The sequence below is a fragment of the Arthrobacter sp. Y3221087 genome, assembly GCF_059089905.1.
On record NZ_JBNHFE010000001.1, the window covers coordinates 649,177 to 663,082 of the forward strand.

Sequence of the window (13,906 nt, forward strand, 5' to 3'; positions counted from 1 at the left end):
CCCCTGCCGCAGGGGGTCTCGAGGCAGCTGCGAAGGCCCCTACCGCGGCACATCTGCCGCTTGTAGGATGTGGACCGGAGAGCCGGGAAGCCTGGTCGGCCCGCAGACATGCACGCCTGCGGCACGTACCTGGCAGCCGCCTGGGGCGTGAGCTGCGAGACCACGAACGGAACCGCCATGCACACAGATTCAACCCCCGTTGTCCACACCTCCGGCCTTGTGAAGAACTTCGGGCGGATCACCGCGCTGGCAGGCCTGGACCTGACCGTCCTGCCCGGCGAGGTCCACGGCTTCCTTGGGCCCAACGGCGCCGGAAAGTCCACCACCCTGCGGATCCTCCTGGGGCTGATCAAGCCCAGCTCCGGAACCGCCAGGGTTTTCGGGATCGACCCCTGGGCCGAACCGGTCCGGGCGCACCAGGACGTCGCCTACGTTCCCGGGGACGTGACGCTCTGGCCCAACCTGTCCGGCGGGGAGGTCATAGACTTGCTGGCCGGGCTCCGCGGCGGGGCCGACGAAACCCTGCGCCGGCAGCTGATCGAGGAATTCGATTTCGATCCTCGGCGGAAGGCCCGCACCTATTCCAAGGGGAACAGGCAAAAGGCAGCGCTGATCGCCGCGTTTTCCCGCCGCGCCAGGCTGTACCTGCTGGATGAGCCAAGTTCGGGCCTGGACCCGGTGATGGACGCCGTCTTCCGCCGGCATGTCCGGCGGGTAACCGGCGAGGGGGCCACGGTGCTGCTGTCCAGCCACATCCTGGCGGAAGTGGAACAGCTGTGTGACCGGGTGACCATCATCCGGTCCGGGACCGCGGTGGAGTCGGGGACCCTGGCCGAGCTACGGCATCTGACCCGAACCCGCTTCCGGATTACCGCTGCCGTGCAACCGGACGTGCTGGCGGCCCTGCAGGGCTTCCACGACGTGCGGACAGACGGGGACGTCATCGAGTTCGACGCCGACGCCGCCCACCTTGGTGCCGTGCTGGACGCGCTCGCGGCGGCGGGCGTCACCGGCATCACGGCCGCGCCGCCGTCGTTGGAGGAGCTGTTCCTGCGGCATTACAGCGACCAGGCGCCCGCGCCGCAGGTCCAGGCCCAGCAGAACAACGCCGAGCAGAACCAGGCCCAGCAGGGCCAGGTGCTCTGATGGGCGCCGTCCTGCGCCTGGCACTGCTCCAGGCACGGCGTGACCGGGCAATCCTGGCGGCGTGGATCGTGGGCATTGCCGGCCTGGGGTACGCCGCAGCCACAGCCATCACCACCCAGTTCGCGGAGGACAACGAGCGGGCCGCCCTGGTTGCCGTGGCCGCCGCCAGCCCTGCTTTCCTTTTCCTGCGCGGCCTCCCGGACGGCATCAGCTCCGGCGCGGTCACGTTCTTCCAGGGCTATTCCTTCACCGCGGTGCTGGCCGGGTTGATGGGCGCGTTCCTGGTGGTACGGCATACACGTGCCGATGAGGACCAGGGCCGCTTCGAACTTCTCGGCTCCACGGGCGTGACCCGGGCCGCGCCGCTGCAGGCCACCCTGCTGCTTGGAACCTGCGCCAACGGGGTCCTGGCCCTGGCCGTGGCCGGTGGTTTCGCAGGGGCTGGCCTGCCTGTGGAGGGTTCCTTCCTGGCGGGTGCGGCGGTGGGTGCCGTGGGTCTGTTCTTCGTGGGCGCCGCGGCGCTGGTGGCCCAGGTGATGCCGTCCGCCCGTACCGCCAACGGCACCGCTGCGGCCCTGGTGGGTGCCGCCTACATGATCCGGGGCGCCGGCGACGCCCTCGGAACCGCCAATCTCTCAACCCTGCAGGTCACCCCCGCCTGGCCCTCCCTGCTGTCGCCGATCGGCTGGGGGCAGCGCATCCGGCCGTTCACGGAGGCCGATCCGCTGCCTTTACTGGTACTGGCCGGTGCCGCCGCGCTCCTGGGGGCGGCGGCCGTGGTGCTCCGCCGGGGGCGGGACCTGGGTGCCAGCTATATCGCGGCCAACGAGTCGGGCCCGGAGCACGCCCGCCCCGGCCTGGTGTCGATGCCCGGGCTCGCATGGAGGCTGCAGCGCGGAAGCGTGGCGAGCTGGTGCTTCACCGCCGCCGTGATGGGGGCCGTGGCCGGCGGACTGGGCCCGGTGGTCCGGGATGCACTGGCCGGCAACCCTGCACTGATGGAACTGATGGGCCGCCTGGTTCCGGGGGAGTCGGCCATGGTGGACCTGTTCACCACGGCCATGCTCGGCATTGTCGGGGTGCTGGCAGCCGCCGCGGGAATCCAGGCGGTGCTGCGGCTGAGGGCGGAAGAAGCCGAGGGGCGGGCCGAGCTGCTCCTGGCCGTGCCGACGTCGCGCCTCCGGTGGCTGGCCGGGACGCTCGCCGTCGCCGTCATCACCACGACGGCGGTCGCGGCCGCCGCGGGAGCCGCGGCGGCCGCTGTGCTCACCGTCTCCCAGGCAGGGGGCAGCAGCGCGGGCACCGTCTTTGCGGCGGCACTGGCCCATGTCCCGGCGGCGCTGGTCTTTCCCGCGGTGACGGTGCTGGTGTTCGCGCTGGCGTCCCGGTGGAGCAGCGCCGTGGGCTGGGGATTCCTGGCCCTTGGGCTGGTGTTGGGGCAGTTCGGGGAACTGCTGGGGCTGCCGGTGTGGATGCAGGACCTGAGCCCGTTCCGGCATTCGTCCGCGATGCCTGCCGAGGCATTCGATCCGGCCGGCGCCGTGCTGCTCGCCGCCGTCGCCATCGCCCTGGCGGCGGCGGCCGGCCGCCTGGTGCGCGAGCGCGACCTGGCCGGGTACTAGGACAAGGGGCGCTTTGCCCGGCAGTCAGTTCTTCTGCTTGAAGAGGGACATCGGGGTCCGGACCCGGGAGGCCTGCGCTTCCACCAACCAGTAGGCTGCGGCGCATTCGAGCAGGAAACCGGCGACGCCGATGAGGAGAACCTGCGTTGCGACCCCCACGATGACAAACACCACGCCCGCCACGAACGCCAGGCTGGCAAAGACCATCCGCCGGTGAACCCGGTTGCCGGGCTTCCCTTCCTGCAGGTTCCGTGCCAGGGCCGGATCCTGGGCGCTGAGAAGGGTTTCCAGCTCTTCGAGGCGCCGGCGCTCTTCATCGGACAACGGCATGGTGTTCGCCTTCTTTGGCTCAAGCGCAATCCCGGTGCCACGCGGGTACGCAATCCTGCAATCATCAGGCTAGGGACTCCCGATTATCCGGACAATGGGCGTTATCCAGTCGTGAGGAGCCGGGGACATTCTTGATAGTGCCGTAACGTTGGCACCCCGCATCGCCCGGACGACGGCACGCATCCAGCGGCGGCACCGCAAGCCGCCGGCAACTGTAATAGACGTGTGATCTTCCGCGCGAGGACCCCAGGCCAGGCTGGGAAAAGGTGCTCCGGACGCCCTGATCGGGGCACCTTCCTGGCGGCGGACCGCCAGCACGCGCCGCGGCCTTCCCGTCTCCGGTGACGCGCCGCCGTCGTCCTCTCCAACTGATCCTGTAACCCGCAAGGCGGCCACCAACCAGTGGAAAAGAGAGGCCTGTAACCACCTACAGTCCATGCTCCGGCATGCCTGCGCCGGGCTCCTCGCCTCGCTGGGCTGAACGGGAGCCTGGGGTCTTACGTGCGGGCGTTCCGCTTCAGCCAGCCCCACACTATGGTGGCGGCGAACAGCACCAGGCCGATGAGGGCCAGCCACAGCAGGCCCTCGATAATGAAGCCCAGGATGGACAGAACAAGCCAGATGACAAGCAGTGTGATGATTAGTCCCATGCGGGAATACTAGTCCCCGGGCTGGGACGTCCTGTCCTCCCGAAGACTCAAGTCAGGTTTGCTGTTATTGATTCCGTGGTGGGTTAGCCGCCAGGAGTCGGTGCCGGGTTCGATGATGACTCCGGAGAGGTGCCGCTGGTTAGGGCGATGATGCTGGCCGCAGCGTGGGCTGCGGCTCCGTGATGGACGATGTGTGGCTTGCCCGGTATTTCCAGGAAGCGGCCGTCCGGCGCGGTGGCGGCGAGTTTGTGGCACCAGGTCCGCGGCGCTACCGGGTCCCGCGACCCCCGGATGACGAGCACCGGCTGGCTTACCAGGGCAAGCGTGGCTTGAAGGTCGTAGGCCATCATGACGGGAAGCTCGGTAAGGTACCAGTGCATCCCCGAGCGGACGTAGTCGCCGAAGACCATGGCATTGCCCACTGGGCTTTCCATGAGTGAATCCAGCCCCAAGGCAAGGGATTGCTGCAGGACGGTACGGTGTTCCGGATCCACTACCGGCCCCAGGAGCACCACGTGGGAAACCAGGTCAGGGCGTTGCACCGCAAGCTCAGCGGCGAACTGGGTACCCATCGAGTGGCCCACCACCACCGTCCGGGAAGTCCCCATCTTTTCAAGGACCGCCGCGATGTGGTGTGCATAATCGACGACGCCGAGTTGCCGGTCCGGGGTGGGTGTACCGCCGAAGCCCGGGAGGTCTATGGCATGGACATCCCCGTGCCGTGCCAGGTGGAGCTGGAGTTTCCGGTAGTAACGGTGGGACATGCCGATGCCGTGGAGCAGCACGAAGGCCGGGCCGGAGGATGCGGCAGGGCCGTCCAAGGAGTGCACGTGGGAGGTCAATGACGCTGCGGTGACGACTCTCGGCCGTAGCGGCTGGCGCAGCCACGCGAGCGCTCTCCCGCGTGATACAGGTTCGGTTTCCCGTTTTCTATCGCCTTCGCCGTGCACCGCGTTCCTTTCAATAGCGCTCATCAGGTTGGCCTTGCCGTTAGCCTAAAGTCGCCAGGGCGGCCGGTGCACATTCGATAATCACTGGGGTGTTGGCGGCGACGGATTTCACTTCGCCGTCGATTTGGTACGGAATGGGTTTGATGGTCGTGAACCGGTAGCTGCTGACGCTGGGTTGGTCGCCCAGGCCTTGGGTGGTCGCACGCAGTGCGGTCAACAGAACGCGGAGCTTCGACCGGTGGGGGAGAAGCACCACTTCGAACGTCCCGTCGGCCGCCCTGTCGTCGGCCTCGCTCAGGGTGGCGTATTTTGCCATTTCGGCGATGTTGGCCAGGACGAGGCTGTCGAACTTGCGGCGTTTTCCGTCGGCTTGCCGGATTTCGAAGGGCTTGTATTTGGAAAAGGTGCGCATCACAGAGATCATCTCTTTCAGCGCTCCTTTGCTGCCCTTCTCCAAATCGATGGCCATGACCGGGGTCAGGCCGAATCCGATGTAGGAATGCGCGTAGTCCGCGGCATCTCCACTGTTGCCGGTGCGGATACGGAGGAGGTCGATGCGGCGCACGCTGCCGCCGGCGATGGCTTCCTCCAGTGGGCGGGTGGCTATGGTGCGGCGGTGGTCGTTGGCGTTGCCGGCGGCCATCACGGCGCAGACAGCATTGGGGTTGCCGGCCTGCATGACGCCGTTGACCACTTCGTTGTAGCCGCCGTCGCCGCTGACCGAGACGACCAGGACATCCTGGCCGCCCTGGGCGGCTTCGCGCGCAAGTTCGACTGCGTGGCCCGCATGGGCGGTGGGTTGAAGCTGGACGTCCGCTTGGTAGGGGAGAAGCACGGCAAGCCGGGACTGGAGGTCGGCTGCCAGGTTGGCGGCATCTCCGGTGCTGTTGGGATTGAAGATGAGGGTGATTTTGTGAAAGGTCCGTGCAGTACTCATGGTGCGCTCCGTGGCTCTTTTATCGTCTTGCTGTCGGCTTCAGGGAGTCAGACGACGGCCTGGTAGCTGGACAGGATGTAATCCGCAGCAGCCGGACCTTTCATCTTCAAACGCTGTCCGGTGAGGACGCGCTCGTTCATGGCAGCCCAGAAGCTGCGCTCGGCCCGCGGAGTTTTCCCGGACAGGCAACACCAGCTGGTGTACAGGCCGTACAGGGAGTCTCCGTCAAGGATGGAGTCGGAATCCGGCTCTGAATAGGTGGCTTCGCGGAGGAATTGATCGAAGTGTGAATGCGCCATTGAAGGGCTCGTTTCACTGAGGTGCGGTTGTTCGCCGTTGGGCTACAGCGGTTTCGAACTCATATGCCTTGCACAGGACATTGAGGGTAGTGCCGGAACATTGTCCGATTTTATCTACAACGTAGACTTTACGCGTAGACTAAGAGATAAGCAAGATTGCGATCCTCCGGTGGGTGGGCCCGCACTACTCAACAGGAACGGATCTTCATGGCTTCCCAGCGGAAAACCTTGAACCATAGCAAACCGGCAAAGGCCCGGCTGAACAGGGAAATCGTCCTCTCCACGGCGCTGGCACTAGTAGACGCCGAAGGCCTAGAGGCCCTCACCATGCGTCGCCTGGGGCAAGAGCTGGGACGGGACCCAATGAGTCTCTATCGGTATGCCGCGAACCGCGCAGCCCTGCTGGACGGGGTGACGGAAGTGGTGCTCGATGAACTGGCCATTTTTCCTGACGACCCGGACTGGCAGGCCCAGCTTCGCCGGATCGGACACGATTTGCGGCTCCTGGCCCTGCGCCACCCTAACGTGGTGCCGCTGCTGGTCACCAGGCCCCTGTCCACTCCTTTGGGCCTGCGTCCGCTGGGTACCCTGCGTCCGCTTGAGCAGATTCTGGCCCTGCTGATAGAGGCCGGGTTCTCTCCGGCCGACGCCTTGCACGTCTACCGCGCCTATTACGGCTTCCTCTATGGACACATCCTCAACGAACTGCAGGAATACATCGTGGATCCGGACGAAAACGAAGCCATCCTGCGGCTTGGCCTGCACCGCCTTCCGAGCAAGGAGTTTCCGCACTTGCGTGCGCTGGGCCCCGTCCTGGCCGAGTACGACGGCGACGCCGAACTGGACCAGGGGTTGAGCATCCTGCTCTCCGGTCTGGCCGCACAACTGGCTGGACCCGGCAGGCGCGTGGACGGTACCAACCGCTAGTGCACGCGGCTGTCAGGGAATCAAAGCAAGCTGGGTTGGCTCGCCAGAATGTAATCCACCGCCGCCGGGCCTGTCATCGACAGCCCTGGCCAGACCCTCTGCCCTGCGGCGCTGTGTGACTCATGCCCCTGCTGGCTCATGGTTGCCCAGAGTGACGCGTCAGGGCAGGGCTTCTCGCCGTTGAGCAGGCACCAGCTCAGGTACACCCCGTACAGTTCGCCTTCGCGGAGACCAGGGTGCTTCTCTAGGTCCCGGGTAATGCATTCGGAAAGGAACCGGGTGCAATTCACGCTCATGTCTGTAATCCTCCTGCTAGGTGAAGCCCTGCCAACTTTGTCTACGCTTGGCGCCGGGGCCATAAAACCGGCTCCCACGGCAGTTCGTAACAATAGGCCCGAAGGATGGGTCCGGATTTCTGCGCGTTGCGCGGTTGAGCCGGCCCCTTCCATCCGACAGGGCAACGACCTGGGCGAACCGGCGCTAGGTGTGTCCGGCTAGGCTGGAATTAACAGCAACTGGGATTGGGAGCGATCCACAATGGCCGATGAACGGGCGCCGGCAGCCCATTACGACCGGATTACCCTGGTTTTCAATCCGAACAGGCCCGGAATGTCTGACCGGATCGATGAGGTGCAGAGGGACCTTGCAGCAGGCGTGCCGGATCTCGGCATAGAGCTGCTGGCGACAAATTTTGCAGGACACGCCCGCGATTTGGCGCGCTCCGTAGCCGTGCGGGGCGCCCCGCTGATTGTTTCTCTCAGCGGCGACGGCGGGTACAACGAGGTAGTCAACGGGGTGATGGACGTGCCCGGCAGCAATGCCGTGTGTACCGTGCTTCCGGCGGGTAATGCCAACGACCACCACCGGAGCCTGCCGGTCAAGCCCCTGGCGGAGGCCATCCGAGAGAACAGGGTCCGCCGCATCGACCTCCTGCGCGTCACGTTCGGCGGAACCCACAAGGATGAGGTGCGGTATGCCCACTCCTATGTGGGGTTCGGGCTCACACCGCTGATGGCAATCGGAATTGAACAGGGCGGAAAGGGGAAAATCCTCGAGCTGCTCTCCGTCGCCCGGACGCTCAGGGCGCCGAAACCATTCGATCTGGTCCGCGACGACGGTTCCACCGCCCGCTTCGACAGCCTGATTTTGGCCAACATTTCGCGGATGGCCAAGTACGGAACCGTGAGCGAATCCAACCAGCCCGACGACGGGCGGTTCGAGGTGGTAACCCTGCCCCACGCCGGGCTGCTTAAGATGGCACTGATGACCCTGCGCGCCGTCACGCTGGGGTTGGGAAACCAGCCCAGCGTCAGCAGCTATGCCTTCACCACGCGGGACGCTGTTCCGTGCCAGATCGACGGCGAAGTTGTGCACGTCCCGGCGGGGACCCGTGTGCTGGTGGAAAGCGCCAGGCACGCTCTGGCCACGATCTGATCAGCACACCGCTAGGGGCCTACGGCCGGACGCCGGGCTAGGGCTGCACCGAGTCAAAGAACCGGTAATCGGTGGATGGCTCCCCGCCTTGTGCCTCGTGGGACTTCATCCGGATGAAGTCCACGTCATCCTGGCTGAGCGTGGTTTCGCCGTGCGGGTCAACACTCAGGGGTTCACCGGTTGCGGCACTGATCTCCGCAGACAGGGTCCGAGGAAGGATGACGCAGCCGGGGTTGTCGACCAGCCACTGGGTTACCGGCGAGGGAAGCCTGTGCCACTGGTTGCGGATGCTGCTGTCGGTCATGTCGTCTGCCAACGTTCCTTGAAATGCACGGCCGGATCCGCGGAAAAGCCGGGACGGCTGTGACTGGGGTTTAGGGACCCGGGCCTGGATCGCCTGTCTGGGATGGCTGCCGGTTCCCGTTTCGCCGAAGCGCTCCGGTCACGTCCGCCCTCGTTGTCCCAGTAGCTGCGGTGTCAGCATCGAGGCGACTCGATCTACGTGCTCCCCAGATTCGCGGGTGCTGGCAGGAAACGGGCTCTTTTCTCGGGGAACCGGATGTCCAGTCACGACCTCCCGAGGTAGTCCTGAGTGTACGCCCTAAAAACGCCTTTACGGGGCGCAGGGCTTATGCAAGATTTTTGGCAGCCACGGCGCTATTTCGCGGGCGTGCGCCGGTGCGGGAGAGCGGTGGACAACTGCTGGTCTGCAGCCGGCAAAGACGGCGCGGTAATGCCAAACGAGGGGCGCAGTCCAGACCGGTAGGCCGAGTCGATGACGGGCTCGAGCTCGTCCAGGACAGTGCGGTTCCCGGGGAGGACCACGTGGGCGAGGAACTCTGATTCAAGGCTGGCGGCCCCTGCCGCCACCGCTCCGAGCTTGGCATCGATTCCCATTGCCGTGGCGTGCCACATCCTGCGGGCAGCGCGATCGAGGACCTTTCCTTTCGCTTCGCCGGCAGGGCCCTCCGCTGCATCCTTCCGGATCGGCAAAGCCGCATCCGGTTGCGGCAATGCAATGACGATACGGAACTGCCTCCCGCCGCCCTTGAAAGCGATGGCGCTCCGGGTGCCGCGTCGACTGAAGACAACGTCCGTCGCCCCGGAGGATACGAGGGCTCGTTCGATGTGTTCGCGGGAGGCCCCGCAACTGAAGGAATCACCCCGGGTGTAAGGACTTGTCATAGTCCCACTATGCGCCCTGCTGCGCCTCCCACCTAGAGCGCCTTCCTCGCCGACCGCGGGGGCCCCTACGCGCTGGCTTGGTTCTGCCGCTGCGGCGGGCGGTGTTTGGCTGCAAGGTCGGAGAGGTCGTTGATGAGCTGCCGCAACTGGTGCTCGCGGCTGATCGCCTTTCGGGTCGGTGCTTGAGGGGGCACGGGAACATGCGGCGGGTCCGTGGCCGGCGCTGCCGGTGAGGTTGACTGCTTTATTGCAAGCGGAGTGCTTGGGCTTACCCTGTCCATCACCTGTTCCCCTTGGTACTGGTTGCGGTATCCTGCCCGCTGGTCCTCCTGAAGGAGTCCTTGTGATGGCCACCCTAGAAAGCAACGAGGCCGAAGAAAAGGGGTTATCGCCATTCTTGGGATTTATTGTGCGGTTCTTGAGCTGGGCGGTTCCTGGACTCCGATGTCCTCCGTTCTTGCCCGGTTAACCTCCCTGCCATTCCCTTCTCCTACTGTGCCGGGGGACCGGAACAACAAGAGGGAATCGCATGTGCACCGCAACTGAGGAAACAACAACCGCCAGCCGCAGCAGGGAACTGGCCGATGCCGAACCCAATGCCATGGGAGTGAGCCGCCGGCGGATCCTGCACTCGGCTGGGATCCTGGCAGCGGGAACGGCAGCGTCCGCGGCAATGGCGGAACCGGCAGCAGCAAGCGCCGGAAGCAACGATCCCCAGCTGAAATGGCTCGTGGGGGACCACCACGTCCACACCCAGTACAGCCACGACGCCAAGTACCTGATCAAGCAGCAGCTGGATGCAGCGCAGGAATACGGTGTGGACTGGCTGGCCCTGACCGAGCACAGCAACTTCGGCCACGCCAACAACGGCGGGGCCGCCAACTCCAACAAGGAAATCCAGGCGCAGCGCGCCGCCCGGCCGGACCTGCTCATCTTCCAGGGGCTTGAGTGGTACATCCCGGGCGCCGAACACGCCTCGGTTCTCGTGGCTCCCGGGCCCAACGAGGTCAACCTGCTGCGCTCGTTCGAGCTTGTCTGGGACGGCAAGCTGAACCAGTGGGAGAAGCCGGCTCCCGGCACCGCCCAGGTGGAGACCTTCGAACGCAAAGCGGTGGAAGCCATCGCATGGCTGGCCGGGCAGCGCCGGTCCGGCTACATCGAAGACGCGGTGGTGCTCGCCAACCACCCCATGCGGCTGGGCATCGACTCCCCGCACGAGCTGCGCGCCTGACGGGATGCCGCCCGGGAAGTGATGATCGGCATGGAGGGGGCACCAGGAGCCCAGGGCTCCGGGGTCAGCCAGTTCGCCAGGGCAGGAGACCAGCGCGGCGAGTACACCAACAACCCCACCCAGTTCAGCTTCCCCGGCTACCCGGCGGACGCCTTCCGGTCCTACGGCGGCTTCGACTGGGCCGCCGCTACAGTGGGCGGCGTCTGGGACTCCATGCTGGCCGAGGGCCTCCCGTTCTGGATCACGGCCAACTCGGACAACCACCTCACGGTCAAGGACACCTGGAAGACCGGCCCGTACCCTGCCGAGGAGCCCTACCTGAGCCTGCCCAGCGAGTTCGACCGCTGGTCCGTCACCGGCAAGCGCCCCGACCCCTACGACACCCGCGAGAAGCAGGGCGGCAGCGACTACTGGCCAGGGCAGTTCAGCCGGCTCCACACCGGAGTCACCCACCGCTCCTATGGAGGAGTGCTTGAGGCCATCCGCAACGGCCGGATGTGGGTGGACCACGGACACCTGCTCCAGGGTCTGGAGGTGCGGGTCCGTGAGGCGCGCGGTGACGGCGGCGGACGCAACGGCGTCACCCTTGGGTCACGCCTGAGCGTGAGGCGGGGCGCCGACGTCGAACTTTCAATCACCATTACGACGACGGGCTACCGCAACTTCGCCGGTATCCTCCCCAGGCTGGCGCATGTGGACGTGATCGGAGGCCCGGTGACAGGTGCGGCGGCGGACCGTGACACAATGCGCGCTCCCAGTACGCGGGTATGGGAACAGATCGACGTATCCGGCCGCACCGGAACCTTCACGGTCCGGCACGTCATCAGGAATGTGCAGGAATCCTGCTACGTACGCCTCCGCGGCAGCGACGGCAACCGGCACGGCGCAGGCTACTACGGCGCCTCAGTGGATCCCGCGGGCCCGCTCCGCCATGGGAACAACCTGGGCGATGCCGATCCCTGGGCAGACACCTGGTTCTACGCAAACCCCGTCTTCATCGACGTGAGGTGACGTGCAGACGCTTACCGCTGGTCGAGGTGTGCGGTGGAAGATTCACCGGAAACGTTGCGCAAAATGCCTTCCGCCACCGTCCGGACCTTGATGTTCCTGTGGCTTGAGGCCCTGGCCAGGATCTCGAAAGCGGCCTCGTAGGAGCACCTGTTCTGCGCCATGATCACTCCGCAGGCGGCGTCGATGATGGGGCGGCTTTCCAAAGCTGACTGCAACTGGTCAGCGCCGGAGCGGGCGGTCCTGAATTCCTCGGCGATCACGTAGCTGTTGCCTGCCCTCCTGCCGAATGCCGTGGCAGCGGCGGTGACGGATGCGGTGAAGACGTTGTCCCGGGCAGAGAGAAGGGTGAGCGCGGCGAAACGTCCGGAACCCAGTGGCACCGGGACGGACAGCATTGAGCGGTAGCCGGCCTGCTCCGGGATGCGCCAGTAGTCAGGCCAATCAGGATGCGGCAGGTACCCGTTAGCGATGGCTGCCACCCTTCCGGCAAGTGCCTGGGACACTGGACCGTTCCCGTGTTCCTGTGCTCCTCTGGCCAGTCCCAGTGCGCTGTCGTTCGATCCCACCGCCTGCTGGGTTCCGCGGCGCCGTGGCAAAGTCATGGCGCAGTCGAACGGGGATGCCACCACTTCCTGCAGGGTTGACGCCGCGGCTTCGAGGAGCAGGCTGAGGGACGCGGCGGGGCTTTCCGCCCGAAGATCCAGCAGGATCCCGGCGGGCGCTGCGTGCCTCCTCCGGTACGGTGCCGGCTGCCAGCGGGGCGTCAGCACAATACCGCCTCCCTCGGCGGGCCCTCCATGGCGTGCCGTATGTTTCCTCAGTTCCGTGCCCACAAATGAACTCCCTGACAGCCCACAACGCAATCACGGGCTGCTGACTGAACCCTCCTCCGACGGTACCCGCCAGGCATGGGGGATGCACGAGTGGCGGCTACTCGATTTCCGGTTTGCCAATCTCTGCCCTCTCGCGGCTGCCATCCCGGGCCTGCTTGAAAGGGCAGGGATAGGCTTCCGCCGGCGCCCCCGCCCCGGGGGTATGGTTGGGCTGGCGGAGCACCTGTCCAAACCGTCGGAACATTTCGAAGATGCGGGGTATCAGCGTGAACGAATACGAAGCCTCACTGGTCATCAAATCCGGGGCGGAGCTGCTGCTGTCTGCATCGACCGACCCCCGCGCGGATGAAGGTTATACCGCCGTCAAAACAAACGTGTCGCAAGCGCTGGAACTCATGGCGGAGGCGCTGGCGAACTTTGAGGCCGGTGTGAGTGGAACTAACCGGTCAACCGGCTGGGTCCAGGATCTGCGCCGCGTGGCGGACGACTTGGCGGAAAAGTAGGCAGGGGAGCGGTGCGCCCTGGGACGGCTGGCGGGCCGGTAGACCGCAAACTTCCCAGAATCCTCCGAGAGTCTCTTCCGCTGCGCGCGTTCATTTTCGCTGCGCACATTCATCAATGACGCCGGAATCACACCAGCGCCAAGGATTTTGCGCGTCACAGGCGGCTTTGCCTGTCGAGAACCGCTGCACGCGGACGACGGCGGGGCACGCCGGCCTGGCTCAATGACTCCCCGGCCGAGCCCGAGGCTGGATCGGCAAAGTCAAGAACCGCCCTGATCCTCCGGCCAGCAGCAGCGGAATAGATCGCACCGATCCCGGCCTCAAGTTCAGCCTTGGCGATGCCAGCCAACTGCTGATTCCGGTCCGGCCGCAGCACATGGTCCACCGGAGCCACAGCGTGCGTGAACGGAGTGAAAGCGGACAGATCCAGGACGGTGCGGATCCTGTCGGTAACCAGGAGGCCCTCCCGCCGGACCACGTTCAGGCCCGTCCGTGCGGCATAGTAGCGAGTGATTCCGGCACGTGACCGGCCGCCGTCGTCCTTCAACGTGAGCGCCTCGACCGGATGATGCAGCCCGATGGTGGGCACACCCCACAGACTCGCCGCCGAGTGCCGCGAAGATCGTGGGCTTCTGGAACGTTTCCGCAGCTGCCTGGACCCGGAGCCGGTACTGCTGCCACGGCTTCAGCTCCCGCCACGCCGCCCCGTCTGCATAAACGCCATGCCGGACTCGAACCAGGGCGCCTGCGTTCACCCGTTTGGCTGCGGAAGGTCTGGCATATCCCCAAATTGCCAGCCCTGGCCCGTGCACGGGATGGGTTGACACCCTATGTGGAGAACCGCTGGC

16 protein-coding genes are annotated in these 13,906 nt (G+C 65.7%); 7 read left to right on the plus strand and 9 right to left on the minus strand.

All coding sequences use genetic code 11. The features are described from left to right. Positions 1–177 precede the first annotated feature (177 nt). Together AC5RUO_RS03070 and AC5RUO_RS03075 are read left to right on the plus strand one after the other, a co-directional pair. Positions 178–1,146, plus strand: coding sequence for an ABC transporter ATP-binding protein (locus AC5RUO_RS03070; RefSeq protein ID WP_494010102.1), 969 nt, complete (start codon positions 178–180; stop codon positions 1,144–1,146). Then, positions 1,146–2,768: an ABC transporter permease gene (locus tag AC5RUO_RS03075; RefSeq protein ID WP_494102770.1), complete on the plus strand. Its 1,623-nt coding sequence runs from the start codon at positions 1,146–1,148 to the stop codon at positions 2,766–2,768. The genes AC5RUO_RS03070 and AC5RUO_RS03075 overlap by 1 nt, the downstream gene beginning before the upstream one ends. Positions 2,769–2,792: 24 nt before the next feature. Here the strand turns inward: AC5RUO_RS03075 and AC5RUO_RS03080 are convergent, their stop codons facing one another. The 5 genes from AC5RUO_RS03080 to AC5RUO_RS03100 all read right to left on the minus strand — a co-directional run bounded on the left by AC5RUO_RS03080 (position 2,793) and on the right by AC5RUO_RS03100 (position 5,934). Beyond that, a complete protein-coding gene (locus tag AC5RUO_RS03080) occupies positions 2,793–3,098 on the minus strand; it encodes a DUF3040 domain-containing protein (protein WP_494102771.1) in 306 nt (101 codons plus the stop codon). Positions 3,099–3,595: 497 nt separating this feature from the next. After that, on the minus strand, positions 3,596–3,748 hold the full coding sequence (locus tag AC5RUO_RS03085) for a hypothetical protein (RefSeq protein ID WP_494102772.1): 153 nt from the start codon (positions 3,746–3,748) through the stop codon (positions 3,596–3,598). A gap of 83 nt (positions 3,749–3,831) precedes the next feature. Beyond that, complete coding sequence (locus AC5RUO_RS03090; protein WP_494102773.1) at positions 3,832–4,722, minus strand: alpha/beta fold hydrolase; 891 nt, start codon at positions 4,720–4,722, stop codon at positions 3,832–3,834. 16 nt (positions 4,723–4,738) lie between these two features. Continuing rightward, entirely contained in the window at positions 4,739–5,635 is an 897-nt protein-coding gene (locus tag AC5RUO_RS03095) for a diacylglycerol/lipid kinase family protein (protein WP_494102774.1), read from the minus strand. 47 nt (positions 5,636–5,682) lie between these two features. After that, positions 5,683–5,934: a hypothetical protein gene (locus AC5RUO_RS03100; protein WP_494102775.1), complete on the minus strand. Its 252-nt coding sequence runs from the start codon at positions 5,932–5,934 to the stop codon at positions 5,683–5,685. Between the two features lie 207 nt (positions 5,935–6,141). On the opposite strand from AC5RUO_RS03100, the gene AC5RUO_RS03105 reads away from it, so the two are divergent. After that, positions 6,142–6,861, plus strand: a complete 720-nt coding sequence (locus AC5RUO_RS03105; protein ID WP_494010116.1) for a TetR/AcrR family transcriptional regulator C-terminal domain-containing protein — start codon at positions 6,142–6,144, stop codon at positions 6,859–6,861. 537 nt (positions 6,862–7,398) lie between these two features. Continuing rightward, on the plus strand, positions 7,399–8,295 hold the full coding sequence (locus AC5RUO_RS03110) for a diacylglycerol/lipid kinase family protein (RefSeq protein WP_494102776.1): 897 nt from the start codon (positions 7,399–7,401) through the stop codon (positions 8,293–8,295). 37 nt (positions 8,296–8,332) lie between these two features. Here AC5RUO_RS03110 and AC5RUO_RS03115 read toward each other — a convergent pair whose 3' ends face one another. After that, entirely contained in the window at positions 8,333–8,599 is a 267-nt protein-coding gene (locus AC5RUO_RS03115) for a hypothetical protein (protein ID WP_494102777.1), read from the minus strand. Between the two features lie 353 nt (positions 8,600–8,952). Then, positions 8,953–9,480: a hypothetical protein gene (locus AC5RUO_RS03120; RefSeq protein WP_494102778.1), complete on the minus strand. Its 528-nt coding sequence runs from the start codon at positions 9,478–9,480 to the stop codon at positions 8,953–8,955. 529 nt (positions 9,481–10,009) lie between these two features. On the opposite strand from AC5RUO_RS03120, the gene AC5RUO_RS03125 reads away from it, so the two are divergent. Beyond that, positions 10,010–10,711, plus strand: a complete 702-nt coding sequence (locus tag AC5RUO_RS03125) for a PHP domain-containing protein (protein WP_494102779.1) — start codon at positions 10,010–10,012, stop codon at positions 10,709–10,711. 30 nt (positions 10,712–10,741) lie between these two features. After that, a complete protein-coding gene (locus tag AC5RUO_RS03130; protein WP_494102780.1) occupies positions 10,742–11,722 on the plus strand; it encodes a hypothetical protein in 981 nt (326 codons plus the stop codon). An 11-nt stretch (positions 11,723–11,733) separates the two neighbouring features. On the opposite strand, the gene AC5RUO_RS03135 is transcribed toward AC5RUO_RS03130, so the two are convergent. Further along, the gene (locus AC5RUO_RS03135; protein ID WP_494102781.1) at positions 11,734–12,492 is read right to left on the minus strand and encodes a GAF and ANTAR domain-containing protein; all 759 of its coding nucleotides are present in this window, start codon (positions 12,490–12,492) and stop codon (positions 11,734–11,736) included. Between the two features lie 329 nt (positions 12,493–12,821). On the opposite strand from AC5RUO_RS03135, the gene AC5RUO_RS03140 reads away from it, so the two are divergent. Beyond that, on the plus strand, positions 12,822–13,058 hold the full coding sequence (locus AC5RUO_RS03140) for a hypothetical protein (protein WP_494102782.1): 237 nt from the start codon (positions 12,822–12,824) through the stop codon (positions 13,056–13,058). Between the two features lie 154 nt (positions 13,059–13,212). Here AC5RUO_RS03140 and AC5RUO_RS03145 read toward each other — a convergent pair whose 3' ends face one another. Next, the gene (locus tag AC5RUO_RS03145; RefSeq protein WP_494102783.1) at positions 13,213–13,647 is read right to left on the minus strand and encodes a hypothetical protein; all 435 of its coding nucleotides are present in this window, start codon (positions 13,645–13,647) and stop codon (positions 13,213–13,215) included. Positions 13,648–13,906 lie beyond the last annotated feature (259 nt).

Coding starts and splice junctions, on each gene's coding strand:
- AC5RUO_RS03070 (WP_494010102.1), top strand. CDS start 178: ATGCACACAGATTCAACCCCCGTTGTCCACACCTCCGGCCTTGTGAAG.
- AC5RUO_RS03075 (WP_494102770.1), top strand. CDS start 1,146: ATGGGCGCCGTCCTGCGCCTGGCACTGCTCCAGGCACGGCGTGACCGG.
- AC5RUO_RS03080 (WP_494102771.1), bottom strand. CDS start 3,098: ATGCCGTTGTCCGATGAAGAGCGCCGGCGCCTCGAAGAGCTGGAAACC.
- AC5RUO_RS03085 (WP_494102772.1), bottom strand. CDS start 3,748: ATGGGACTAATCATCACACTGCTTGTCATCTGGCTTGTTCTGTCCATC.
- AC5RUO_RS03090 (WP_494102773.1), bottom strand. CDS start 4,722: ATGAGCGCTATTGAAAGGAACGCGGTGCACGGCGAAGGCGATAGAAAA.
- AC5RUO_RS03095 (WP_494102774.1), bottom strand. CDS start 5,635: ATGAGTACTGCACGGACCTTTCACAAAATCACCCTCATCTTCAATCCC.
- AC5RUO_RS03100 (WP_494102775.1), bottom strand. CDS start 5,934: ATGGCGCATTCACACTTCGATCAATTCCTCCGCGAAGCCACCTATTCA.
- AC5RUO_RS03105 (WP_494010116.1), top strand. CDS start 6,142: ATGGCTTCCCAGCGGAAAACCTTGAACCATAGCAAACCGGCAAAGGCC.
- AC5RUO_RS03110 (WP_494102776.1), top strand. CDS start 7,399: ATGGCCGATGAACGGGCGCCGGCAGCCCATTACGACCGGATTACCCTG.
- AC5RUO_RS03115 (WP_494102777.1), bottom strand. CDS start 8,599: ATGACCGACAGCAGCATCCGCAACCAGTGGCACAGGCTTCCCTCGCCG.
- AC5RUO_RS03120 (WP_494102778.1), bottom strand. CDS start 9,480: ATGACAAGTCCTTACACCCGGGGTGATTCCTTCAGTTGCGGGGCCTCC.
- AC5RUO_RS03125 (WP_494102779.1), top strand. CDS start 10,010: ATGTGCACCGCAACTGAGGAAACAACAACCGCCAGCCGCAGCAGGGAA.
- AC5RUO_RS03130 (WP_494102780.1), top strand. CDS start 10,742: ATGGAGGGGGCACCAGGAGCCCAGGGCTCCGGGGTCAGCCAGTTCGCC.